The organism is Tenacibaculum aquaeponti (assembly GCF_057221555.1).
In genome coordinates this window covers 1,594,841-1,619,520 of record NZ_CM170147.1, presented here as the reverse complement: position 1 = coordinate 1,619,520, position 24,680 = coordinate 1,594,841, and the positions used below count along the sequence as shown (strand labels likewise).

Here is a 24,680-nt window from a genome sequence, read left to right as displayed (position 1 = left end):
AATGCATAGTACAATTCAATTTAAGCACAACGAAACCGAGTTTTTTGGCCAATACTGGAAACCTCAGAATTATAAAGCATCAGTTATTATTCTTCACGGATTAGGTGAACACTCGGGAAGGTTTTCTCATGTTGCAGAAGAATTGATAAAGTATGATTTTGCTGTTATTGCTTTCGATCATTATGGCCATGGAAAAACAAAAGGTAAGAGAGGTCATAATCCAGGTTATAATGCAGTTATGAATAGTATCACAGCATTTATAAAGAAAACGGAAGAGGTATTAGGCGATTATCCTATGTTTCTTTATGGCCATTCAATGGGAGGGAATGCAGTTTTAAACTACATGATTTCTTCTACAAATAATATTAAAGGAGTTGTTGCAACTAGTCCGTTTTTAAAGCTAGCATTTGAGCCTCCAAAATGGAAATTGTCTTTAGGAAAATTAGTTCAAAAGATAGCACCTTCATTAACTTTAGATAATGAGGTAGATCCTAATTTTATATCTAGAGATATTAAAGAAGTAAAACGGTATAAAGACGATCCTTTAGTGCATTCTAGAGTAAGTCCTAATTTTTCTTTAGCTTTTATAGAAAAAGGAATTTATGCAATTGAAAATGCATCTAAGTTAAAAAAGCCTGCTTTATTGCTTCACGGAAAAGAGGATAAGTTAATTAGTTATCTGGGAAGTGAAGAGTTTTCAAAGAATAATACAATAGTCTCTTTAAAATTATATGAAGAAGCTTATCATGAATTGCATAATGATTTTTGTAAAGATCAAGTAATTCAAGATATTATTACTTGGTTAAAAACTCAGGTGTAATTTATTTAAAATAAGTGTTACAAGATTTTAAACTTCATATAGAAGATAACTTTTCTTTTTTAAAAGAGAAACGTTTTTTAATAGCAGTATCAGGAGGAATAGATAGTGTTGTTTTATGTTATCTATTTCATGCTTTAAAATATAGTTTTGCTATTGCGCATTGTAATTTCAAATTAAGAGGAGAGGAAAGTGATGAAGATGAAGATTTTGTCAAAACTCTTGGAAGTACCTTACAAGTTGAAGTTTTTACAGAATCTTTCAAAACAGAAAACTATTCTAAAGAACAAAAAACATCAATTCAAATTGCAGCAAGAGAACTTCGTTACAATTGGTTTAATAAATTAATTAAAAAAAGAAACTTTTCTTATGTATTAACAGCACATCATGCAGATGATAATCTGGAAACTTTTTTTATAAATTTAACTAGAGGCTCAGGTATAGATGGGTTAATTGGTATTCCTAAAAAGAATGAGAATATACTGAGACCATTATTAAAGTTTTCTAGGGAGGAAATAGAAAAATATGCATTAAAAAAAGAGATAAGATGGAGAGAAGATGCTAGTAATGCAGAACAAAAATACTTGAGAAATAAAATTAGACATAGCCTTATTCCAGTTTTAAAAGAGATAGAACCTAATATTTTAAACACTTTTGGGAAAGTATCAAAAAATTTATCAGAGAGTAAAAGTATAATTGACGATAAAATAAGAGAAGTTTCAGAAGATTTAATAGAGAAAGATGGCGATTTTATAAAAATTAACATATCAAAAGTGTTAAATTTGTCAAATCCAAAAACTTATTTATATCATTTATTAAAGGAATTTAATTTCACAGAATGGAATAATGTTAAGGACTTGTTAAAATCTCAGACTGGGAAAGTTATTTCTTCTAAAACCCATGAAATACTTAGGGATAGAGATTTTTTATTACTCCAAAAACGCAAGTTAAATAAAGATTCAAAAAGAAGTTATGAAATAAATTTAGGAACATATAAAGTCAATAATGAGTTTTCTATAAGCGTTGAAAAAAACACGAAAAATGAAGCTGTAAATAAAAAATCTATTTTAGTTAACAAAAATTTAGTAACTTTCCCGATGATAATAAGGAAATGGGAAGTTGGAGATTTTTTCTACCCTACAGGGATGAAAGGGAAGAAAAAAGTAAGTAAGTTTTTTAAAGATGAAAAGTTGTCAAAGTTTGAGAAAGAGAGAATTTGGCTGCTTTGTAATCAGAAAAATGAGATCGTTTGGATTGTTGGAAAAAGGCAAGACAGAAGATTTGTTCCTTCAATTTCTTCAAAAGATGTATTAAAAATAAGTATTTAAAATAACCCCAATGACAATGAAAAGAGTTTTTACCCTATTTTTATTTATTCTAGGATTCTCATTTGCGTCTTTTGCACAAGATGATCCCCTAGAAGTAGAAACCTCTGTAAAAAAAATCTCAGATACTGAGTACGATTTAATTTTCACTATTTTTATTGAAGATGATTGGCACCTTTATTCGCAGTACAATCCAAAGGATGCATCATTACCAATGACGATAAAACCGTCAGTAGGTGATGAAGGATATACTTTAGTTGGTAAAGCTGTTGAAAGTGAGACAATAACAGAGTATAGCGAAATATGGGGAGTAGACGAAATCTTTTTTGCAGAAGAAGCTACTCTTACACAACGCATAAAGTTAGATGATACATCTTTAACTCAAGTATCACTTAATATAGATGCGCAAGTTTGTAAAGAGTTCTGTTTACCTTATGATAATGATTTTACTTTTTCTTTGAATGGAGGTAAAGTTGTTGAAACAGTTGCCACTGTTGATGATAATAGTAAAGCTTTAACAAATTCATTAACTTTAGATTTAAAGAATAAAGAGTTGTTAAATACAGACATCTCAAATGGAACTACGGATGAAGGGAAAGGAAATTTGTTAAATATTTTCTTATTAGGTTTCTTAGGAGGACTAATAGCTTTCTTAACACCTTGTGTATTTCCATTAATACCTTTAACTGTTTCTTTCTTTACAAAACAAGCTGAGAAAAAAGCTAAAGGAGTTACAAACTCAATTTTATATGGTTTCTTTATTGTAGCTATTTATGTAGCTTTAAGTTTACCATTCCACTTCGCAGATAGTTTAGATCCAGAAATATTAAATACGATTTCTACAAATATGTGGTTGAACATATTTTTCTTTATCGTTTTAGTATTTTTTGCAGGTTCTTTCTTTGGGTTTTATTCAATTACATTACCAAGTTCATGGGGAAATAAAGCAGATAGTGCTTCTGGTATAGGTGGTATTATTGGTATTTTCTTCATGGCTGTTACTTTGGCAATTGTATCGTTCTCTTGTACTGGGCCGATTTTAGGTTCTTTATTAGCAGGTTCTTTAACTTCAGATGGAGGTCCAATGCAATTGACAGCAGGTATGGGAGGATTTGGTTTAGCTTTAGCTTTACCTTTTGCATTCTTTGCTCTTTTCCCGAAATTATTAAGTGCACTACCTAAATCTGGTTTTTGGATGAAGGCTATTACTGTAATGTTAGGATTTATAGAATTAGCTTTAGCATTTAAATTCTTATCAAACGCAGATTTAGTAGGTCAGTGGAATTTCTTAAAAAGAGAAATATTTATCGGAATCTGGATTTTAATTACTGTTTTAGCAGCATTATTTATGTTTGGAGTAATTAAATTCCCTGGAGGAGAAAAAGTAAGAAGAGTATCAGGTTTACGAATTATTTTAGGTTTAGCAGTTTTAGGTTTTGCTGTTTATATGGCACCAGGTGTTACACAAAAACCAGTATGGAATCAAAATTTATTAAGTGGATTTGCTCCTCCGCAATTTTATAGTATTTACGAATTACAAGACAATAAATGTCCTTTAGCTTTAAATTGTTTTAAAGATTTTGATGAGGGAATGGCTTATGCAAAATCCGTAAACAAACCTGTATTATTAGACTTCACAGGTTGGGCTTGTGTGAACTGTCGTAAGATGGAAGAAAATGTTTGGAGTGAAACTAATATTTACAATACTTTAAAAGATGATTATGTTTTAATTTCTTTATATGTAGATGATAACGAAAATACTTTACCAGCAGATCAACAGTTTGATTTTGTTAAACCTAATGGGAAAATTAAGAAAATTAGAACTTATGGTGAAAAATGGGCAACATTACAAACAGTAAACTTTAAAAATGCTTCACAACCATTTTATGTTCAGTTAAGTCCAGATTTAGAAGTGTTAAACTCACCACAGCAGTATACTGATAAATTAAGTTATTACAATTGGTTAAAAGAAGGAGTAAAAAACTTTAAAAAATAATATTATATTTTTTATAATTTTAGATAAACAAAAAGGATTCGCAATTGCGAATCCTTTTTGTTTATCTAAAAGACCATTTTTTATAATTAGTATTACTTTCTAATTGTTTTTCAATTTTGTCGGGTAATTCAGGAAAAAAATCAATTCCTGTTTTTTCTTCTAATTCATCAATAGAGATTACAAAACTATATAAAGGTTTAGAAGTTTCTTTATGAGGAATTAAAAATGCAATTGCTTTAATTTCAGGTTCAGTATAATCTAAAATTACCTTATAAAAAGAATTAGGAATGGTTACATTTTCTTTACCTATAGTTTTTGTAAGAGTATCATTAAGAAGTCCACCAGTTATAACATATATATGCTTGTATTTTTTAGACCAGTAGCGAACTTTTTGTTCTAATCTATTCCAAATGCCAGCGTTGAAATCATGTTTTTGGGGAGAAATATTTGATGTGTAAAATGTCTCGGTAAATAATTTTTTAGAAGTTTTTCTATCACCAGCAGGACATAAATGTCCTTTATCATAACCAGATTTCTTATAATTTCTCCAATCTGCAGATTTGGTTTTTACCTTAGGATCTTGAATAAAAAAAGGTCTTTTAAAATTAGTGTATGCAATATCTCTTTTATCCAAAGAATATGCAACCCATTCTGCTTGTTCATGTTTTTCACTGTAAGAGAATGAATATCCGTTATGATGAATAATTTGTCCAGTTGTAGAGCTAGGCAAATACTTGAAATCTGTATTGTTTTTAGTGTTGTTCTCTTCAATAGAAACACTTTCTTCAAATTTATGTTTTTCCTTTTTTTCAGTGTAATAATATGCTATAGCAACAATTATAATTAATAAAACACTAAAAATATCTTTTTTACGCTTCACTTTTTAATGGAATTTCTTTAAAATCTTCTGTTCTTTCTGCTTCACTAAAAATTTCTTGGAATTTTACTGGAGGAACTGTTAGTTTTCTTTTTTCTAAATCTAACCAAGCTCCATAAACATTAATTACAGCGGAAAGTTTTCCATTGCTATTAAATACTTCATGTTGAATTTTCCATCGTTCACCTTTATCTGAAAGTCCTGTAATCTTCAAATTCACAGAAATATCCTCTCCTAAATGTATCTCTTTTAAAAACCTTGTGTTTTCTTCAAATAAGATTGGGCCTACTTTCTCTTTTGTGAAATCATGAATTGTTATTCCATACTGGTTAAAATAACGCAATCTAGATTCAGCAGCATAATCATTATATGCTGTATGTCTCATGTGAATGTTGGCATCAAAATCTGCCCATTTAGTTGTAAAGTTTACAATAAAGCTCATGTGTATGTTTTAATTTGTACGAGCTAAATTACAAACTTAACTTTTTACATCCAATGCATCACGTAATGCATTTCCTAGCAACATAAAAGCCATAACTAAACTCATAATTGCGAATCCTGGAATTAACGCTAAATAGGGTTTTCCTAATATAATGTAATTGTAATGATTTTTAATTATTGCTCCCCAAGATGGTGTAGGAGGTTGTGCACCAATACCTAAGAAACTTAACCCGCTTTCTATTAAAATAGCAGCGGCAAAGTTAGCTGCTGAAATAACAATAATAGGAGCCATAATATTAGGAAGAATGTGTTTGAAAATAATTCTAAAATTAGAAAAACCTAAAGCTTTAGCAGCTTCTACATATTGTTCTTGTTTTGCGCTAATTATTTGTCCACGAACTATTCTAGCTACTTCAACCCACATGGTTAAACCTACAGCAATAAAAACTTGCCAATAGCCTTTTCCCATAACTAAAATAAAAGCAACTACTAAAAGTAATGTAGGAATTGACCATGTTACATTTATAACCCACATAACAAATGCATCTATTTTTTGACCGTAGTAGCCAGCAATTGCACCTATTGGTATTCCTATAGTCAAAGAGATAAAAACGGCGATAAAACCAATAAAAAAGGATATTCTAGTACCAATTAGTATTCGACTTAATAAGTCTCTTCCGTATTTATCTGTTCCAAATACAAAAGTATTTGTACTGATGAACTTTTTAGGCTCGTTATTAAAGATAGATAAAGGATAAGATTTTTGAAGTTGATCTGAGTATTTTATAACTTTTAAAGTATTATTATCTATAGTGTAAGATGAAATTGGTAATTCTTTGAAATTATTTTTATGTCCTTGTATTAGTGTGTTTAACCAAGATGTTTTTTCTTGTTGTTGATTAGGTATTTTAAGCATTAAAACATTAAAACCAGGAGGTTTTGAATGAATTTCTAAATGCATTTGATTTGCTGAATTAGAATTGTCAGGAGCTAGAACGTAGCAAAATATAGCTATAAATCCACAAAAAATAATATAACTTAAACTAAAAACCCCCAGTTTGTTTTTTTTGAATTTTCGAAGGGCGAGCTGATGTAAAGAATTTGAATTACTTTTCATCAGAATTAATTTTCAAATTGGTAATATCTAGGCTAGAAGGGTTTTCATAAACTTCTAAATCAAAGAAAGAAACACTTGCGAATATATGGTCAAAAATATCGGCCATAATTCGTTCATAAATAATCCATTCTTTTTCACTACTAAAAGCATATATTTCCAAAGGAACTCCATTAGAAGTTGGAGCTAACTGTCTACTCATAAAGAGTAAATCTTGATTTATTTTCGGATGATTTTTTAAATACATATCAATATACTTTCTAAACATTCCGAAGTTAGTTAAGTTTCTTCCATTAATTAATAAAGACTTGTCAATATTATTAGATGAGTTGTAAAGGTTAACCTCATTTGATTTTTCAGTAACATAATCTTTAATTAATTCAATTTTTTTGAAGTGTTCAATTTCACTTTCAGAAAGAAAATGAATGCTATTAATTTTAATTTGAATAGCTCTTTTTATTCGTCTTCCACCAGAGTGATTCATTGCTCTCCAGTTTTTAAAAGAGTCAGAAATTAAAGAGTAGGTAGGAATACTTGTAATTGTATTATCAAAATTCTTCACAATTACTGAAGTTAAATTGATTTCAATCACATTTCCATCAGCACCAAATTTTTCCATAGTAATCCAATCTTGAAGACGAACAGTATCGTAAACAGAGATTTGAATACTAGCGACAAAACCAAGAATTGTATCTTTAAAAATTAAAAGTAATACAGCAGAAAAAGCTCCCAGAGCAGTAAAGAAACGTAATAAAGGTTTTCCTGTAATGATAGAAAAAGAAACTACAAAAGCTATAATCCATAAAAGAATCATGAATATTTGTACATAACTTTCTAAAGGTTTGTCTTTAAAAGCATCGAGTGTTCTTAAGAAATCTTTTATACTTTGAAGTATACTTTTAACTAGAGAAACAAAACTTAATACAATTAAAAGATTTACAAATCGTTTAGAATATTCTAAAAAATGAGGAAAATCGATTAATATATATTGTAAACTTCCATAGGTAATAAGTAGTACTAATACACGAGCAAAATTTAAAAAAAATGAATTTTTAATAAGTATATCATCAAATTCAGTTTTCGTTTTATTAGCAAGCTTTTTTATGAATTTACTACCATAGTATCGTAATATTTTAAAAAATACATAACCTAATACAGCAATAAATAATAGATTAAAAAATACATTAAAATAAGTTGCTAGATTATGATTGAGACTTAGTTTATCTCTTAAAAAATGATAAAAAAATTTATTCACTATTTTTTAAATTTAAATATCGGTTATTTCTTGACCTGGAGCTAAATTAAATTGTTTTCTGAAATAATATACAACTCCATATAAAATAGGGGTGTCTAAAGCAGCTATTAATACTTTAAAAACAACGCCACTAATTAGTAAACCTAAAAACTTTTCCCAAGGAATAATTCCGAAAGAACAAAGTAATATAAGTACCGTTATAGTGTCTATAAATTGAGAAGAAAAAGTTGAAAAATTATTTCTTAGCCATAAATGTTTACCATTAGTATAGTTTTTCCAAAAATGATAAACTCTAATGTCAACGAATTGAGCAAATAAATAAGCTAACATAGAAGCTAAAACAGCCAATGGAGCTGCTCCAAATACAAGGTTAAAAGTGTTATCATTTACAGGAGACCATGGAGTAGCAGAAGTCCATTTTCCAACATAAATTATTAATAAAGAAAATAGAGATGCGAAAATTCCAGCAATAACAACCTGGTTGGCTTTTTTCTTTCCATACACTTCAGATAAAATATCAGTGATTAAAAAAGTAATAGGATAAGGTAATAAACCGACAGAAACTTCAAATAATTTTACACCAAATACTTCTAACTCGAAAGGATACCAATAAAAGAATTTTTGAAAAATTAAATTTGAAGCTACTAACGAAGCAATAAACAAGGCTGCTAAAATTAAAAATATATTTTGAGCAAGTAGTTTGTTTTTCTCAGTCATATAGCGAAAATAACAAAATTAAAATTGATTATGTTTGCATTATAAAACAAATGACAAAAAGAAATTTATGAAGGCATATGTTTTTCCTGGACAAGGAGCACAATTTACAGGAATGGGTTTAGATTTATATGAAAAATCACCTATCGCTCAAGAGCTTTTCGAAAAAGCAAATTCTATTTTAGGTTTTAGTATTACCGACGTAATGTTTGAAGGTAGTGCGGATGAATTAAAACAAACGAAAGTAACTCAACCAGCTATATTTTTACATTCAGTTATTCTTGCTAAAGTATTAGGTGAAGAGTTTAAACCTGATATGGTTGCAGGACATTCTTTAGGAGAATTATCTGCTTTAGTTGCAAATGGTGTATTATCTTTTGAAGATGGTTTAACTTTAGTTTCTAAAAGAGCTTTAGCAATGCAAAAAGCTTGTGAAGCTCAAGAATCTACTATGGCTGCTGTTTTAGGTTTAGAAGATACAGTTGTAGAAGAAGTTTGCGAATCTATTGATGGAGTAGTAGTAGCTGCAAATTATAATTGTCCTGGACAATTAGTAATTTCTGGAGAAATCGAAGCTATTAATAAGGCTTGTGAGGTTTTAAAAGAAAAAGGAGCTAAAAGAGCTTTAGTATTACCGGTTGGTGGAGCTTTTCATTCGCCACTTATGGAGCCAGCTAGAGAAGAGTTAGCAAAGGCTATCGAAGAAACTACTTTTAATACACCAAATTGCCCAGTGTATCAAAACGTAGCTGCAAAAGCAATTACAGATCCTAACGAGATTAAAGAAAATTTAATTGCGCAATTGACTGCACCTGTAAAATGGACACAGTGTGTTCAAGCAATGATTGCCGATGGAGCAACTGAAGTGATTGAAGTTGGTCCTGGAAAAGTTTTACAAGGTTTAATGCGTAAGATTGATAGAAGTGTAGCTGCTAGTGGAGCAAGCTTCGGAGAATAATAAAAAATAAGGCTGATTAAAAATTTAATTTGCGTCGACCTGAACTTGTTTCAGGTTCTCATTATAATCGTACGATTACTTTTGAGTGAGATTCTTAAATAAATTCAGAATGACGATTGAAACTAATTTTAATCAGCCTTTTTTTATTGTTACTGTTTTACTTTTTCTTCAAGTTTATTTAAAAGCACAGGTTCTCCAAAACCTAATTCTTTCATTCTTTTTAGTTGTGTTTCTGCATCTCCAACAACTAACCAAATCATTTTATTCGGATCTACATATTGATTTGCTAATTCTTGAATTCTAGGAATAGTCATTTCAGAAACTATTTTTTCTCTATCCTTCATATAATTATTAGTTAAATTATATGTGCTAATATTTTCTAACATTCTCAGTTTAGCTCCCATAGTTTCAAAAGCTCTCGCATTACTTTTAATTAAGAAACCTTTAGTTGTAGCTAAATCTTTTTCAGAATAATTTTGAGCATAGTTTTCTAAAATTTGCTTTACTAATTGAGAAGCTTCTAAAGTAACATTACTGCGAACTCCACTACCAATAGTAAATGCACCTTTATCTTTTCCTCCAGAAAAACCAGATCTTACTCCGTAAGTGTATCCTTTTCCTTCTCGTAATTGTTGTGTTAATTGAGAAGCAAATCCACCACCACCTAAAATATAATTCATAACAGTAGCAGGATAATAATCCGCATCATTAAAAGCTAAAGCTGGTGCTCCAAAACGTAATTGAGATTGCTTAGCATTTGGAATATCATAGAAATATACTGTAGATTTTTCAGGAGCTTCAGGAGTTTTAAAACTTGGAATAGTAACTTCTTTAGCAGCCCAGTTTGTATCAAGTTCTTGTAAAGAAGCCATAATATTTTCTTTATCAATATCACCAACTACATGCATTGTAGTTATTGAAGGAGAAAAGAAATTATTGTAATAGGCTTTTAAATCATCGATTGTAATAGACTCAACAGATTTTACATCTCCTAATACATTTTTAGATCGGATATTATCTTTTCCATAAATAAGTGCATTATATTGATTAGAAGCTATTGAAGTCGGACTAGCTTCTTGTGATCTTAAATTTGTAATTGCACCTTTTTTTAATAACTCGAATTCAGCTTCATCCCATCTTGGTTCCAAAAGCATTTCTTGAACTAAAGCTAATGTTTGCTTGTAATTACGTTTTAAGGTATTACCAAAAACTCGAATGTTGTTTTTAGTAGCAAAAATACTTACAGATGCTCCTAATTGAGCTAATTCATCTTCTAACTGACTTACATCTTTATTTTTAGTTCCTTTTTCTAATAAACTAGCTGTTAAATTTGCAACACCTAATTTGTCCATATTTTCAAGTAATTGTCCACCTTCAATAACAAAATTAAATTGTACTAATGGAACTTCATCACTTTGAATTCCAAATACTTTTAATCCGTTTTTTAATTCATCTTTCCAAACATTTGGAGTTTTTGATTCTGGAGCTTTTCCATATGGAGGCTCAATAGAACGATCAAAAGATGAAGGTGTTTTTTCATAAGTTGCTGCTATTGATGAATCGAATGATTCTTCTGCACCGGTAACTATTTTTTCTTCAATTACATTAGCTTCTACCGAGTTTGATAAAGCTAATTCTTGTTGAGTTTTTGGAACAAAACTAGTAGCGATATAGTTTTTGTCTTTTATATATTTGTTGTAAACAGCCATTACATCTGCAGTAGTAACAGCTAATGTTTCATTCAATTCTTTCGTCACATATCCTGGATCTCCGGTATATGTATTGTAAGAAGCTAAACGAGAACCTTTACCAAGAACGCTAGATAAACTGTTATAAAAATCTGTTTCTAAACCAGCTTTAATACGATCTAAATCTTTTTGAGGAATTCCATTTTGTTCAAAATCAGCAAATGCTGTATAAATTCCTTTTTGAACTTTATTTAATTTTGTGTTAGAGAAAGCTCTAACAATCAATTGAGTTTGGCCTGCAATTTCAGAATTGAAATTGAACATTGTTGTTCCTGATGTTAATTTTAAATCATCAACCAAAACTTTATTTAAAGGAGCTTTTTTTCCATTACTTAAATAGTCGGCTAAAATATCTAAAGCATATGCATCTTCATGGTATTGTTCTACAGTTGGCCATGTTAACGTTAATTCTGGTAAACGAGCAAAATTATCTTCATAAACTAAATGTTTAGTTTCCTTAACAATTCCAGGTCTTTTTTGAATCGGAGCAATTGTTTCACCTTTAGGAATTTCATCAAAATATTTATGAACCCATTTTTTAGCTTGAGTAACATCTAAATCACCAGATAAAACTAAGGTAGCATTATTAGGAACATACCATTTTTTAAAGAAGTTTTTTACATCTTGTAAAGTAGCATTCTGTAAATCTTCTAAAGAACCAATAACTTGCCAATTGTATGGATGATCTTTTGGATACAAATTCTTTCCAATTACATACTGTCTATGTCCATAAGGTCTATTATCAACACTTTGTCTTTTTTCGTTTTTTACAACTTGTTTTTCTTTCGCTAAAACAGGATCTGTAACTGTATTAATAAACCAGCCTAATTTATCAGCTTCTGCCCAAATCATTTTTTCTAAAGCATCGCTTGGAACAGTTTGCAAATAATTTGTTCTATCCCTTGAAGTAGATCCATTAGCACCAGAACCACCAATTCGTGCACTCATTTTATCAAGTCCACCTTTACCTAAATTTTCCGATTCTAAGAATAATAAGTGTTCAAAAAGGTGAGCAAAACCAGTTCTACCTTCTATTTCTCTTGCAGAACCAACATGAACCATAAGTTCTACGGCAACAACAGGATCAGATTTGTCTACATGAAAAATAACATCTAAACCATTATCTAATGTTATTTTCTCATAATCTATTTTTAAATCGACTTTTTGAGGCTTTTGTTCAGAAGAAGTGCAGCCTATTAAAATGCAAAATAGGAATCCCCAAGTTAATTTTTTTATCATGATTACATTTCTAAATTAAGGCTTAAAGATACAAAATGAAGTATGGGCTAAATTCCCTAAAGTTTGTTAAAAGTTTAAGAGACGATTATTATTAATCGTCTCTTTTTATTGCTAATCAAGTTTTTTTATCTACATGAATTTTTTAAAAGGTTCATCTACTTCAGTATTTGCAATATGGTTTACATAATTACTAATTACTTTTTGTGAAAGTCCTAAGATAATTTCTAAAACATGTCTTTCCGTATAACCAGCTTCATAAAATTTATCTAATTCTGGTTTAGAGATGTTTCCTCTGTTTCTTAAGATAATAAGTGTTGTATCGTATAATGCTTGTAATTTAGCATTCGGCATAGCACTTTTATTTCTTAACGAATCTATTAATTCAGGATTAACTTTCATCATATGTGCAATAGCTGTATGTGCTGGAACACAATAATGACATTCATGCTCTACATTTATAGTTTGCCAAACTACAGTTAATTCTTCAGCGTCAAAAGCTGTTTGTGTAGAGAATAAATGGTGTAATGTTTTATATCCTTCTAAAATAGCAGGAGATTCTGCTAATACACCATGTAAGTTTGGTAACATACCAAATGCTTTTACAGATTCTTCTAATTGTCCTTTACTTTTTTCAGGAGCAGTTTCGATAGTGTGAACAGTTAATGTACTCATATTAAAATTGATTTTTATAACTAAACAATCGGTTAGTTATTGGTTAAAAAAATTATGTGTTGTTAAAAATGTTTTCTATAAAAATGTCTAATTGGTGTCTATTAAATACTCTAGAAGCTGAAGATAAACCGAACATAGAAACAATATAATAATCTGACTGTTCTTGAATTTGTACTTCGGTAAAACCAGTTTCTTGTCGAATATTATTTTCGAATAAACTTCTTATTTCTTTAGTGAAGTTTGATAATTGATTTTTAATTACCGGATCAGAATCTTCGTTTAGTTCATTAGCAGCATTGGTAACTAAACATCCTTTTATAAAGTCATTATTATCTTTTGCAAATTCTAAAAAATCATAGAAATATTCTTTGATTCCTACGATACCATTATTTGAATCTTTTAATTTATCTGTAATAGCTAAAAGCTTTTTTCTATAAGATTTCACACATTCTAGAAAAACACCTTTCTTACTTCCGAAACTAGAATAAATAGAAAATTTATTAATGCCCATTTGTTTCTCAAGCATTTGCATAGAAGTAGTTTCGTAACCATTCTTCCAGAATAGTTCCATTGCTTTATCGATTACTTCAGATTCTATGTATTCTTTTTTTCGGGCCATTTACTTTACAAAACTAAACAATTGGTTAGAAATAACAAACTAGTTAACAAAAGTTTAATATTTTCTCTAAATTTTAAGATTGAGTATTCTGCCATTTCCAAGCAGATAACAGAGCTTCTTCTAAACTTTTCTCTGTTTTCCAATTCAGTTTCTCGTTAGCAATATTTGTGTCGGCATAAGCCGCTGTAATATCTCCAGCTCTACGCTCAACTATTTTGTAGTTTAAATTTTGATTGGTAGCTTTCTCAAAAGCTTTAACAATTTCTAAAACAGAACTACCTTTTCCTGTTCCTACATTAAAGACTTCAAAAGCTGTTTCATTTTTCTGATGTAGTAAACGATTTAAAGCAGCAATGTGTGCTTTAGCTAAATCAACAACATGAATATAATCGCGAATGGCAGTTCCATCAGGAGTATCATAATCATCACCAAAAATTGATAATTGTTCTCTAATTCCAGCGGCAGTTTGTGTTACATATGGAATTAAATTTTGAGGAACACCTAAAGGAAGCTCTCCAATTTTAGCGCTTTCATGAGCACCAATCGGATTGAAATATCGTAAAGCAATGGCATTTAAGCCATTTGCTTTACAACTATCTTGTATAATTTCTTCTCCAACCTGTTTGGTATTTCCGTAAGGAGATTCTGCAGGTTTAATTGGAGCATTTTCAGTTATTGGTAGTTCATCTGCTTGTCCATATACTGTACAAGAAGAACTAAAAATGAAATTATTTAAATTTCTATCTCTCATTTCCTGAAGAATGTATACCAAACTACCAATATTATTCTCGTAATAATCTAAAGGTTTTTGTACACTTTCCCCAACTGCTTTGTAAGCAGCAAAATGGATAATACCATCTACATGAACTTTCTCAAAAAAATCTGTTACTTCTGCTTTCTTTTTTAGATCTAGTTGAAAAAACTCTGGAACTTTACCTGTGATTTTTCCGATATTTTCTAATACTTCTATTCTGGCATTCGATAAATCATCGATTATAATAACATCAAAGCCTGAATTTTGTAATTCAACAGCAGTATGGGAACCTATAAAACCTAAGCCGCCAGTAACAAGAATCTTTTTCATTTTATTTTAGAAAATCGTTTACAGTTTTTGTGATGAATGCTAATTGTTCTTCATCTAATTCTGTATGCATAGGAAGCGAAATAACTGTATCTATTAATTTATTTGTTACCGTGAAATCTTCTTCATTATAGCGTTCGTCTGCATATGCTTTTTGCTTGTGTAATGGGACAGGATAATAAATTGCATTTGGAATATTATTATCTAACAAATGCTGATGTAATTCATTTCTTTTTCCATTTGTAATTTGTAAAGTATATTGATGAAAAACATGACAATCGCATGTATCACAGATACTTCCACAAGATGAAGAGGTAGGGGTGATGATATTTTCATTACTAGCAAACGCATTGTTATAATATCTAGCAGCATCTCTCCTTGCGTTGCAATACGCATCTAAATTTGGAAGTTTAGCTTTTAAAACAGCCGCTTGAATACTGTCTAAACGAGAGTTTACACCAACCACATCATGATAATAACGTTTGTACATTCCATGATTTACAATTCCTCTGATGATATGAGCTAAATCGTCATCATTTGTAAATATTGCACCTCCGTCACCATAACAACCTAAGTTTTTAGATGGGAAAAAAGAAGTTGTACCAACATCACCTATAGTACCAGCTTTTTGCTTTGTTCCGTCTTTAAAAGTATAATTAGCTCCAATCGCTTGAGCGTTATCTTCAATAACAAATAAATTATGTTCTTTGGCAATTTCTAAAATAGCTTCCATGTTCGCTACTTGTCCAAATAAATGTACAGGAACAATAGCTTTTGTTTTAGGAGTAATTGCTTTTTTTAGTGCTTCAATGTCTATATTGAAAGAATCTGGTTCAACGTCAACTAGAACAGGAGTTAAGTTTAATAAACCAATAACTTCTACTGTTGCAGCAAAGGTGAAATCAGCAGTGATAACTTCGTCCCCTGGTTGTAATCCAAGTCCCATCATTGCAATTTGTAGCGCATCAGTTCCGTTTGCACAAGGAATTACGTGTTTAACGTCAAGATATTTTTCTAAGTCAGCTTGAAATTCTTTTACATAAGGACCATTCACATAAGCTGAAGAATTTAATACTTCTTGAATTGAAGTATCTACAATATCTTTAATTTTTTGATACTGACTTTGTAAGTCAACCATTTGAATTTTTTTCATCTAGACGTTTGTTTATGTATTCAAAAGTACAAATTTAAAACCTTTATATTTGATAAAAAACTAGCACAAATGAAAGTACTTAAAAAACTTGTTTTTTTTCTTTTAATAATCACATCCTTACTTGTTTTAGGGTATTTTATTTTTAGTAATCTTCAAAAACCTACTTACCAAGGAGAAGTTTCTGTTGAAGGTTTAAAAGACAAAGTAACTGTATTTTATGATGAAGCAGGAGTACCTCACATTAACGCTCAGAATCAAGAAGATGCTTACCAAGTTTTTGGTTATGTACATGCTCAAGATCGATTATGGCAAATGGAAGTTATTCGAAGAATTGCTGCTGGACGATTAAGTGAAATTTTTGGCAAAGAATTAATAAGAGCAGATAAGTTTTTTGGAAGTTTAGGTATTGAAGAAGCTGCAGTTAAAACGATTCATAATTTAGATAAGAATTCTAAAGCTTATCAATTAGCATTAGCTTATTTAAAAGGAATTAATCAATTTATAAAAGAAGGAACTACTCCGTTAGAATTTCATTTAGTGGGTGTTGAAAAAGAAGAATATACATTAAAAGACATGTATAATGTTTTTGGCTACATGGCTTTTAGTTTCGCTGCAGCACATAAAACAGATCCGTTATTAAATGAAATTAAACAGAATTTAGGAGTTGATTATTTGGCTGAACTAGGCATTCAAACGGAACATGGTCAGTTAATAAAAAATGCGAGAAAACCAGTTGTACAAGCTCAAATGACTGCGGCAATTAATAAAATTTATGAAAAGTTACCTGTGCCTAGTTTTATAGGAAGTAATTCATGGGTTTTAGGACCGAAGAAAACTAAAAATGGGAAAGTTATTTTTGCTAACGACCCACACATTAACTTTTCTCAACCTTCTGTATGGTATCAAAGTCATATTAAAACACCTGACTTTGAATTGTATGGATTCAATTTAGCATTAACTCCTTTTCCTTTGTTAGGACATAATAGAAATTTTGCTTACGGATTAACAATGTTAGAAAATGATGATGTTGATTTTTATATAGAAAAAGATCATCCGGAGAATCAAAATCAATATAAAACTGTTGATGGATATAAAAATTACAAAACGTATTCAAGAACAATAAAAGTTAAGGAAGAGAAGGATAGTACTTTTCAAGTTAGAGTAAGTCAACATGGACCTATCATGAATGATATTGTAGAACAAATTCAAGATGAACGTCCAATAGCAATGAAGTGGATTTATACACATTTACCTAATCAGTTGTTAGATGTGTGTTACGAAATGTCTCATGCGAATTCTTTAAGTGAATTTAAAAGAGGAGTTTCTAAAATTCATGCTCCAGGTTTAAATGTAATGTACGGAGATGCAAAAGATAACGTCGCTTGGTTTGGAGCCGCTAAATTATATCAGTTTAGAGATAGTTTAAATACCAAAGTTTATTTAGATGGAACTACAGGAAAAGACGAGATTATTAATTTCTTGAATTTTGGAGAAAATCCGCAAGCAATAAATCCAGATTGGGGTTATGTATATTCTGCAAATAATCAGCCAGATTCTGTAGCAGGAAAATTATATCCAGGATATTATTTACCTGAAGATAGAGCAAAACGTATTGTAACTTATATTGAAGAAAAAGAGAAATTTACAAAAGAAGACGTATCAAGAATGATGAATAATGTTAACTCTCTAGTTGTTAAAGAAGTTATTCATAAAGCATTAAAAAGTATTTCTGAAAACGATTTAAATACCAAAGAAAAAGAAGCGGTTCAATTTTTAACAGCTTGGGATGGTAATTATTATAAAGAAAGTGTGGCTCCAACAATTTATACAAAGTTTATTTATCAGTTTTTAGAAAACACATATGAAGATGAATTAGGAGAAAAAGCTTTTTTACAGTTTTTAGACGGCGCACCATTACAAAAGAAAATGATTGCTATTCAGATGAATAGAGAAGCTTCGGTTTGGTGGGATAACATAAATACAAAAGAAATAAAAGAAGATAAGAAACAGATTGTAACAGCATCGTTAAAAGAAGCGGTTGCCTTTTTAGAGAAACAATTAGGAACAGATCTTAATACTTGGAAATGGAAACGAGTTTTATCTGTAGAACATAAACATCCTATAGGAAAAGCTGGAGGTTTATTACGTGAGTTTTTTAATGTTGGTCCATTTGAAACTAATGGAGGAAACGAGGTAATTAATAATCATATTTTTAGGTTAAATGCTTCAGGTATATATAAAGTAATTGGAGGTCCATCAACTCGAAGAGTTATTGATTTTTCAGATATTGAAAATAGTATTTCAATCTTACCAACAGGACAGAGTGGAAATAGATTTAGTCCTTATTATAAAGATCAAGCACAGAAATATTTAGAAGGAAAGTATATCAAAATGAAATTGAATCAAGAAGAGATTCAAAAATCAAAAAACAAATTAGAATTTTTACCAAAGTAAGTTTATAGTTTTATTTTAATTATTGGGGAATTAGTTTTTTCAAAAATGTTATGTTGTAACTTTTACTTTCTGAAACAAGTGTTTATGTTATTGTTTTTTAGATGAGAAATGATATTAAAAAACTGTATTGTTGAAATTAAATTACTGTTTCAAAAAAATAATTTCAATTGATCTCCTTCAGAAATGGCTTCCCATTGAGTACATAAATGATCAAATTCTATTTTTAACTCTTCAATGATTTTAAGATTTAATTCAGGTATTTGAACATTATTTAAATTATTTGCTTCCCAAGTAACTAAAGAAATATAGTCATCAATTTTAGCGGCACCAGAACCGATAGCTTGTAAATTTCTTGTCATGATTTCAGCTAATAAAGCTTCTTGCTCTAAGTTTTTAATAATTTCTTTATCAGATAATTCTTCAATAGACATTCCTGATTTTATATTACCGTAAAAACCTTTATTGAATTGAAACTTTTTTTCGATGACATAATGAGCTATATCATGATTTGGAAGATTCGGACCTAAATTATAGCTTGTAAAAGTCTTATTTTCTCTTTGACATGTTAAGGTATTTCGATCTCTTCCTTTTGTAATAATTATTTCCATAACAGTTTAATTATGATAAATATAATTAATTACTGAGATAAATTATAAATACATTGTTCTCGTATTTTCCAAACGGTTTCAAAATCAAAAGGTATATTATTCTTTTTAACCCAGTTTTTCATATACTCTTTATGAAACTGAACTTTGTATTCTGCAACTTGATTTGGAGTAATTTCAATTTCTGAAAGAATATCATTCTCAATCCTTGTAATTGAAGATGAGCTAGATGTGAAATCAAAACGTTTTTCTTGTATAGATAAATAACAGTGTGCTTCAGGTACAAAGTCTAGATTATTTTCTGCTAATACATTTCCAATACCAGGAGTATTTTTATGATTCATTTTATAAATTCCTAGGATCAAACTAACATTAGGAATCTGATTTACATCTGCTAAAGCTTTTAAAAGTGCATGTTTAGAACTACAACTTCCTTTTTTTTCAGATAAAACTAAAGAAAAATCATGTCTATTTTCATTTCTACCATAGGGTAAATTTGCAATAAACGAGGTTAATTCATTCCAAGAATGAATATTGAATTCTTTAGCTAAAAGCGTTAATTTATCAGTAGAGTTTAATGTATGATTTTTATGTAGAGTCACTTTTTAAGTAATTTAATTCAGAAATTTATAGTGATCTTTTTTAGTTTGATGTAAAGCAAGAATCTCAAAATGTTTTTTGTACATCATATCTTCTCTTTTAATTTCTTTTAAAGTATCTAAAGATTCAAAATTCTCGATAGAGAAAATAAGATAACCATGATTAGATAAAGTATTAAAAAGATCGTCTCTTTCTTCTCTATCTAAATATCGATAACATTCTACCATTAATGCAGGTTTATAGGTATTTAAAATATCTGGAATAGTTTTTAAAATTTCTTTGTCGTAACCTTCTGCATCAATTTTGATTAGACTTAATTGTTGAAGTTCAGTAGTATATTTTTGGGTTAAATAATTGTATAGATTTTTTCCTTTAACTTCTAATGTATAGTTATGTTTGTGTTCTTTTTTCTGTATCTGAGACAAAAAACCGCCATTACAAAAAGAAGCATCACTATAGTTAAAAACGAATGTGCCTTCTTTTTCTGTAACAGCAAAACATTCGGGAATTATGGTTGTTAATTGAGGATTGAGTTCAGTATTCTTTTTTAAAATTTTAAATACATAAGGATTAGGTTCTATAGCTAAAACTTTTCCTTGTTTACCAACGGCTAAACTCATAGGAATTGTTGTATCTCCGGTATGAGCACCAATATCTATAATAAAACTGTTTTTAGTTGTGATAGATTTATAAAAGTTAATATTTTCTATCGAAATCTTTTTAGGTTTTTCTAAAGGATGTAACCATTGTGCATATTGAATATGATCCAAAGGAGATACAAGAAAATCTTTTATTTCATAACCGTATTCTTTAAAAGTTTTCTTTATCGATTTCTTCTTTAATTTTCTTTTGATATAGTTAAATAAACTCACTATAACTATGCTTTCTTTTTAGGATTGTAAATGTAATTAAAATGATAAACCTGAGAGTTACTTATGTTTAAGTAATACTTCTGAAAAAATACTTATTGAATTAAGCCGTATGGAAAAATCGTATAATTATTGTCCATTAAACGTTTGTACTTTTTTTGAAGCTTATTAAGATTTAATTGTTCACAAACTGCTTCCATGTAATTAAATAAAATGTATTTATGAACAGAGGTAACATTTGTGCTGTCAAATTCTTTATCTATAGCTATTACTTTATCATGAGCAAAATTGTAAACATTAGCATTGTATTTTTTGAAATAGTTATCATCCATAATAATTGAATCCATAATAAATTTTAGTTCTACTATAGATCGAATTAAGAAATGATCTGGTAAATTTTCATAAAAATTTAATAAATCTTCTACATCACCACCCCATTTTGGCTGAATGAATTCTGTATAATGTAAATAAGGCCAAATTAATTCTGGATTACTTTTTGAAACTTTATGAAAAGCATTGGTTGCAGAATGACTATTGTTTAAACTCATATATAAGCGAATTTCTCTAGCGTTTAATTCTGGAGTAAAAAATGAGTTTTCAGGAATTTCACTAAAGATTTCTTTAGCTTCTATTAAATATTCGAAAAAACTTTCTGCATTTTTTTCAGAAACATCTTTAGCTAATTTATGACTTCTAGCAATCCAAGCTAAGTGTAAGTAAAAAACACCTAAAGTAAGTTTAGAAAAATCGGTATCCTCACTAGTATGCCAAGTTGTAATATCTTCTTCATTAAGCGATAAAGCTAAATGATCTACGATTTGAGTAATATCATTCAATGCTTGATTTCGAATATGATTTTCTATTTTATCATAGCTTTTGTTTTTTATCCAATTTTCAATTTCTTCAGCAGATTGTAAACCTAAAGAGTATTTTCGTCGATGCTTTTTTTTATTTTTTAAAAATGTAGCAATTACAAAATAAATTAGAATGATAGCACAAAGTATAACTATAGGATTATTCATTTTTAGTTGAATTTTTTGATAAAAATACTAAGATTAGTTTTTTTACTAAAGCTTTGTTTATTACATAACAATTTCAGTTTAAATTAACCTACCCTGTCTATCATCGACATAGTATTTAAAATACAATGTGCAATAATTAAAGGCCATAAATTTCTTCCGAACTTAACATAAGCAATTCCCATTATCAACCCAATTATAGCTACTCTTATAGATCGATCTGATATGTCATAAGAATGTCTGAAGCCAAAAATTAATGCTTGAAGAAGAACGGCTAAAATTGTAGTTACAGTAGTTTTTGAAAATAAACGTTCGAACCAATTAATTAAAAAACCTCGGTCTAATAACTCTTCTAGCATAGATTCCACTAATACAGCTGGAATAATCGTAAAAAATAGTACCCAGTTTCCTTTCAAATTTCCAAATTTGGAAGCGGAATTTTCACCATAGTTTTTTTCTTCAATAGAAAATGGAAGATGATCTTTAATAAGTTCAAAAACCATTATAGATATTACAATGCTAATTAAAATACCAATGGTAACGAAAATAGTTTTTTGAATACTTTCAGGTTTTTTAAGTCCTATGTCAGACCAAGAAATATTACGAACTCTCATTCGCCAAATAGCGATTGCCAAAGTAGAAAAACTCCAGAATAATCCATTAACAATAAAACTAACTTTTTCAAAGTATATTTCTCTTATCAAGAACATTACACTCAGGTAAATAATTAAGTCAAAAAGGAAATAGCGATAATTAGAAGTTTTTTCGTTAGCAGAAGTCATAGTCTAGCAATTAATGTTTTTTGTATGACGCTTTAATTTTTAGCTTGTTACAGTTTTTTAATTAGCTTTTTATCATTTAAATCAAGTGTTTTTCATAAAGAGTATTTGTAGATAAGGCCACTTTTTTAGTTCCTACATTTTTGAAACCTAAATTTTCATAATAACTACAGAGTTTACTATTATTACTATCAGCATCTAAACGGAGGTAATTATAGTTTTCTTTTTTAGCTTGATCACTAATTTGTTGAATAATTATAGCACCTAATCCTTTACCATTATATTTTTCTCTAATTACTAATGAGTGAATGTATTTAGCAGGAGCTTCTTGTTCACCCCAATACAAAATATCTTTAGTCATAATTCTAACCATTCCCATATTTTCATCTCCATTTTCAATGAAAAAGAATTCTTTATTTTGAATTCCTTCTTTCACCCAATTAATTTTTTCAATAGGTGGGTTTTTCCAGTATTGCCAGTGATTTATATTCTTTTGATGAATCTTTTCAGCTGTTTCTTTAAATAGCTTTAAAACAGAATTTATTTGTTGAGGTATAATTAGTTTGAAAGAAATATTCATTCAGTAGGTTTTAGAAATATAAAAGTAATTAAAATAGATATTATTAATTATTATTGAGATGTGTTAATCTTTCTTTTTTTGTTCAATTCTGTGTTTATTTCCATAAATCATTTTATCCTCATCGTGCATAGCGTTAGCCATGCCTAACATGAATGCAGTTATAATTAAAGCTATTCTTCTTTTAATTCGATGAATTAATGAATTGTTTTTTCTTACGTTTTTTTTATTTTTTGAGTTATACATTTTTTCAGGATAAAAGGTTAGAAATTTATTTTATCACCGATGCAATGAGATTGCATATTGCATAGAAACTAGAAGTCTGCTATGCTATGTATAAACTTGAAATTTGATGGTTAGATATAAACTTTTTGATTAGAAAAGTTTGCTTATAAATTGCATGACTAATTTTTAGAAATTCAAAATGTTGTACATCTAAAATCTTCTTAGTTGAAAAGTTATGAATCTCTTTGAAATTAAGATAAATAAGAAATTTTTCAAGGAAATAATCTACTAATAATTGCTTATTATTAGTATTGTATTTAGCATATTCATAAGTTAATTTCTTTTGCTTTTTTGCGAAAGAAATTTGAAAATAACTAGGATTATTATTTGGAGTAGATATAGAAGAACATTCTGTTACCGTCAGACTGAAAATCAGAAGGAAGGAAATAAGAAATTTTATATGTTTTTCTATTTTTTTCAATTTCAATATTTAAGATTCGTAAATCTTACGCTACAATTTATATTATATTTATGTCTCGTCCTGAAATAAGTTTGACACAAATTTGACTTATTTTATCAATTTTTATTTTTCAAACATACATATTTATTTTTAATCCACTTCATTATAGCGATCTCCACGAGTTGTTGGTTGAGAGATTACGATGAATTCTAAATTTTTATTTTGTTGATTCAAAATTCTATGTTTTACGTTTGCCGGTATATGAATTCCCTCTCCACTTTCAACTATAATAATGGAACTTTCAATTTCAAAAGTTGCTATTCCTTTTAAAATTCTAAAGAACTGCTGCGCTTTTTTGTGATGATGTTTTTGTTCTTTAGTATTCGGAGGCATGAGTTCTTCAATAATGCTTAAATTTTTAGACTTTACTAAATGCCATCCGCTGCATTGATCACCCCAATAATAATGTTCGCTGTTTTTCTTTTGTTGATTTTTTTAAAGTGTTTTTTTCGTAATCCATTTTTCTACTGTTGGAGCTTTATAAGTTTTCATTTTGCTAAGTAGATCATCAACATCATTACTAACTAAAACCATATTTCTATTTACTTCTTTTAAAAGCCCTTTTGTAACCATAGTATCTAAAAAAGAGATAAGCTCATTGTAATATCCGTTACTATTAAGTATTCCGATAGGTTTTTTATGAAGACCTAATTGCCCCCAAGTTAACATTTCAAAAAGTTCTTCTAGAGTTCCAAAACCACCAGGTAAAGCAATTACTCCGTCGCAAAGATCATTCATCTTTGTTTTTCTTTCGTGCATAGATTCCACCAAAATAAGCTGAGTTAATTCGGTATGCGCAATTTCTTTTGTTGCTAAAAACTTAGGTAAAACGCCAATTACTTTTCCTTTGTTTTCTAAAGTTCCGTTGGCTACTTCACCCATTAATCCAACATTTGCTCCGCCGTAAACAAGTTCGATGTTTTCAAGAGCTAATTGATTACCAAGCTTTCTTGCTTGAATTTTAAATTCAGTATCGGTTCCAAAACTTGAACCGCAAAAAACTGTAATTCTATTCATAATAAT

General features: G+C 29.2%; 25 protein-coding genes. 5 read left to right on the top strand and 20 right to left on the bottom strand.

Features of this window, described 5'->3' with window-relative positions:
- The first annotated feature begins 1 nt into the window (after position 1).
- From AC2TEO_RS07145 to AC2TEO_RS07135, 3 genes are read left to right on the top strand one after another with little or no spacing between them, the layout of a single operon-like run.
- Positions 2-820: an alpha/beta hydrolase gene (locus AC2TEO_RS07145; RefSeq protein ID WP_442267444.1), complete on the top strand. Its 819-nt coding sequence runs from the start codon at positions 2-4 to the stop codon at positions 818-820.
- Positions 821-834: 14 nt separating this feature from the next.
- Positions 835-2,145, top strand: a complete 1,311-nt coding sequence (gene tilS / locus AC2TEO_RS07140) for a tRNA lysidine(34) synthetase TilS (RefSeq protein WP_442267443.1) — start codon at positions 835-837, stop codon at positions 2,143-2,145.
- A gap of 16 nt (positions 2,146-2,161) precedes the next feature.
- Positions 2,162-4,138, top strand: coding sequence for a protein-disulfide reductase DsbD family protein (locus AC2TEO_RS07135; protein WP_442267442.1), 1,977 nt, complete (start codon positions 2,162-2,164; stop codon positions 4,136-4,138).
- A gap of 61 nt (positions 4,139-4,199) precedes the next feature.
- Here AC2TEO_RS07135 and AC2TEO_RS07130 read toward each other — a convergent pair whose 3' ends face one another.
- The 5 genes from AC2TEO_RS07130 to AC2TEO_RS07110 are packed head-to-tail and all read right to left on the bottom strand — an operon-like array spanning position 4,200 to position 8,542.
- Positions 4,200-5,018: a DNA/RNA non-specific endonuclease gene (locus AC2TEO_RS07130; RefSeq protein ID WP_442267441.1), complete on the bottom strand. Its 819-nt coding sequence runs from the start codon at positions 5,016-5,018 to the stop codon at positions 4,200-4,202.
- Positions 5,008-5,457 (bottom strand): acyl-CoA thioesterase, encoded by a 450-nt coding sequence (locus tag AC2TEO_RS07125; protein WP_442267440.1) that lies wholly within the window; start codon positions 5,455-5,457, stop codon positions 5,008-5,010. Before AC2TEO_RS07125 ends, AC2TEO_RS07130 begins: the two co-directional genes overlap by 11 nt.
- Positions 5,458-5,493: 36 nt before the next feature.
- On the bottom strand, positions 5,494-6,573 hold the full coding sequence (locus AC2TEO_RS07120; RefSeq protein ID WP_442267439.1) for an ABC transporter permease: 1,080 nt from the start codon (positions 6,571-6,573) through the stop codon (positions 5,494-5,496).
- Complete coding sequence (locus tag AC2TEO_RS07115; protein WP_442267438.1) at positions 6,563-7,825, bottom strand: mechanosensitive ion channel family protein; 1,263 nt, start codon at positions 7,823-7,825, stop codon at positions 6,563-6,565. The genes AC2TEO_RS07120 and AC2TEO_RS07115 overlap by 11 nt, the downstream gene beginning before the upstream one ends.
- Positions 7,826-7,837: 12 nt before the next feature.
- Entirely contained in the window at positions 7,838-8,542 is a 705-nt protein-coding gene (locus AC2TEO_RS07110) for a queuosine precursor transporter (RefSeq protein WP_442267437.1), read from the bottom strand.
- A 67-nt stretch (positions 8,543-8,609) separates the two neighbouring features.
- Here AC2TEO_RS07110 and fabD point away from each other — a divergent pair, with 67 nt between their 5' ends.
- Complete coding sequence (fabD, locus tag AC2TEO_RS07105; RefSeq protein WP_442267436.1) at positions 8,610-9,497, top strand: ACP S-malonyltransferase; 888 nt, start codon at positions 8,610-8,612, stop codon at positions 9,495-9,497.
- Between the two features lie 149 nt (positions 9,498-9,646).
- Here the strand turns inward: fabD and AC2TEO_RS07100 are convergent, their stop codons facing one another.
- From AC2TEO_RS07100 to AC2TEO_RS07080, 5 genes are all read right to left on the bottom strand, one after another.
- Entirely contained in the window at positions 9,647-12,484 is a 2,838-nt protein-coding gene (locus tag AC2TEO_RS07100; RefSeq protein ID WP_442267435.1) for a M16 family metallopeptidase, read from the bottom strand.
- A 129-nt stretch (positions 12,485-12,613) separates the two neighbouring features.
- A complete protein-coding gene (locus AC2TEO_RS07095) occupies positions 12,614-13,156 on the bottom strand; it encodes a carboxymuconolactone decarboxylase family protein (RefSeq protein ID WP_442267434.1) in 543 nt (180 codons plus the stop codon).
- Between the two features lie 52 nt (positions 13,157-13,208).
- Positions 13,209-13,775: a TetR/AcrR family transcriptional regulator gene (locus AC2TEO_RS07090; protein ID WP_442267433.1), complete on the bottom strand. Its 567-nt coding sequence runs from the start codon at positions 13,773-13,775 to the stop codon at positions 13,209-13,211.
- A gap of 73 nt (positions 13,776-13,848) precedes the next feature.
- Entirely contained in the window at positions 13,849-14,859 is a 1,011-nt protein-coding gene (galE, locus tag AC2TEO_RS07085; RefSeq protein ID WP_442267432.1) for a UDP-glucose 4-epimerase GalE, read from the bottom strand.
- A gap of 1 nt (position 14,860) precedes the next feature.
- Complete coding sequence (locus AC2TEO_RS07080) at positions 14,861-16,009, bottom strand: DegT/DnrJ/EryC1/StrS family aminotransferase (protein WP_442267431.1); 1,149 nt, start codon at positions 16,007-16,009, stop codon at positions 14,861-14,863.
- A gap of 69 nt (positions 16,010-16,078) precedes the next feature.
- On the opposite strand from AC2TEO_RS07080, the gene AC2TEO_RS07075 reads away from it, so the two are divergent.
- Positions 16,079-18,463, top strand: coding sequence for a penicillin acylase family protein (locus AC2TEO_RS07075; RefSeq protein ID WP_442267430.1), 2,385 nt, complete (start codon positions 16,079-16,081; stop codon positions 18,461-18,463).
- Positions 18,464-18,612: 149 nt separating this feature from the next.
- Here AC2TEO_RS07075 and AC2TEO_RS07070 read toward each other — a convergent pair whose 3' ends face one another.
- The 10 genes from AC2TEO_RS07070 to AC2TEO_RS07025 form a co-directional block, all read right to left on the bottom strand.
- On the bottom strand, positions 18,613-19,071 hold the full coding sequence (locus tag AC2TEO_RS07070) for a hypothetical protein (protein WP_442267429.1): 459 nt from the start codon (positions 19,069-19,071) through the stop codon (positions 18,613-18,615).
- A gap of 29 nt (positions 19,072-19,100) precedes the next feature.
- Positions 19,101-19,670, bottom strand: coding sequence for a hypothetical protein (locus tag AC2TEO_RS07065; protein ID WP_442267428.1), 570 nt, complete (start codon positions 19,668-19,670; stop codon positions 19,101-19,103).
- 12 nt (positions 19,671-19,682) lie between these two features.
- Positions 19,683-20,540, bottom strand: a complete 858-nt coding sequence (locus tag AC2TEO_RS07060) for an FkbM family methyltransferase (protein WP_442267427.1) — start codon at positions 20,538-20,540, stop codon at positions 19,683-19,685.
- 92 nt (positions 20,541-20,632) lie between these two features.
- A complete protein-coding gene (locus AC2TEO_RS07055) occupies positions 20,633-21,559 on the bottom strand; it encodes a hypothetical protein (RefSeq protein ID WP_442267426.1) in 927 nt (308 codons plus the stop codon).
- A gap of 83 nt (positions 21,560-21,642) precedes the next feature.
- A complete protein-coding gene (locus AC2TEO_RS07050) occupies positions 21,643-22,338 on the bottom strand; it encodes a CPBP family intramembrane glutamic endopeptidase (RefSeq protein ID WP_442267425.1) in 696 nt (231 codons plus the stop codon).
- Between the two features lie 76 nt (positions 22,339-22,414).
- On the bottom strand, positions 22,415-22,915 hold the full coding sequence (locus tag AC2TEO_RS07045; RefSeq protein WP_442267424.1) for a GNAT family N-acetyltransferase: 501 nt from the start codon (positions 22,913-22,915) through the stop codon (positions 22,415-22,417).
- Between the two features lie 63 nt (positions 22,916-22,978).
- Positions 22,979-23,158 carry a hypothetical protein gene (locus tag AC2TEO_RS07040; protein WP_442267423.1) on the bottom strand — a complete coding sequence of 60 codons (180 nt, stop codon included), beginning with the start codon at positions 23,156-23,158 and terminating at the stop codon, positions 22,979-22,981.
- 79 nt (positions 23,159-23,237) lie between these two features.
- A complete protein-coding gene (locus AC2TEO_RS07035; RefSeq protein ID WP_442267422.1) occupies positions 23,238-23,618 on the bottom strand; it encodes a hypothetical protein in 381 nt (126 codons plus the stop codon).
- Positions 23,619-23,747: 129 nt separating this feature from the next.
- Positions 23,748-23,990: a cupin domain-containing protein gene (locus AC2TEO_RS07030; protein ID WP_442267421.1), complete on the bottom strand. Its 243-nt coding sequence runs from the start codon at positions 23,988-23,990 to the stop codon at positions 23,748-23,750.
- A 102-nt stretch (positions 23,991-24,092) separates the two neighbouring features.
- Complete coding sequence (locus tag AC2TEO_RS07025; protein ID WP_442267420.1) at positions 24,093-24,674, bottom strand: LOG family protein; 582 nt, start codon at positions 24,672-24,674, stop codon at positions 24,093-24,095.
- Between the last annotated feature and the right edge of the window lie 6 nt (positions 24,675-24,680).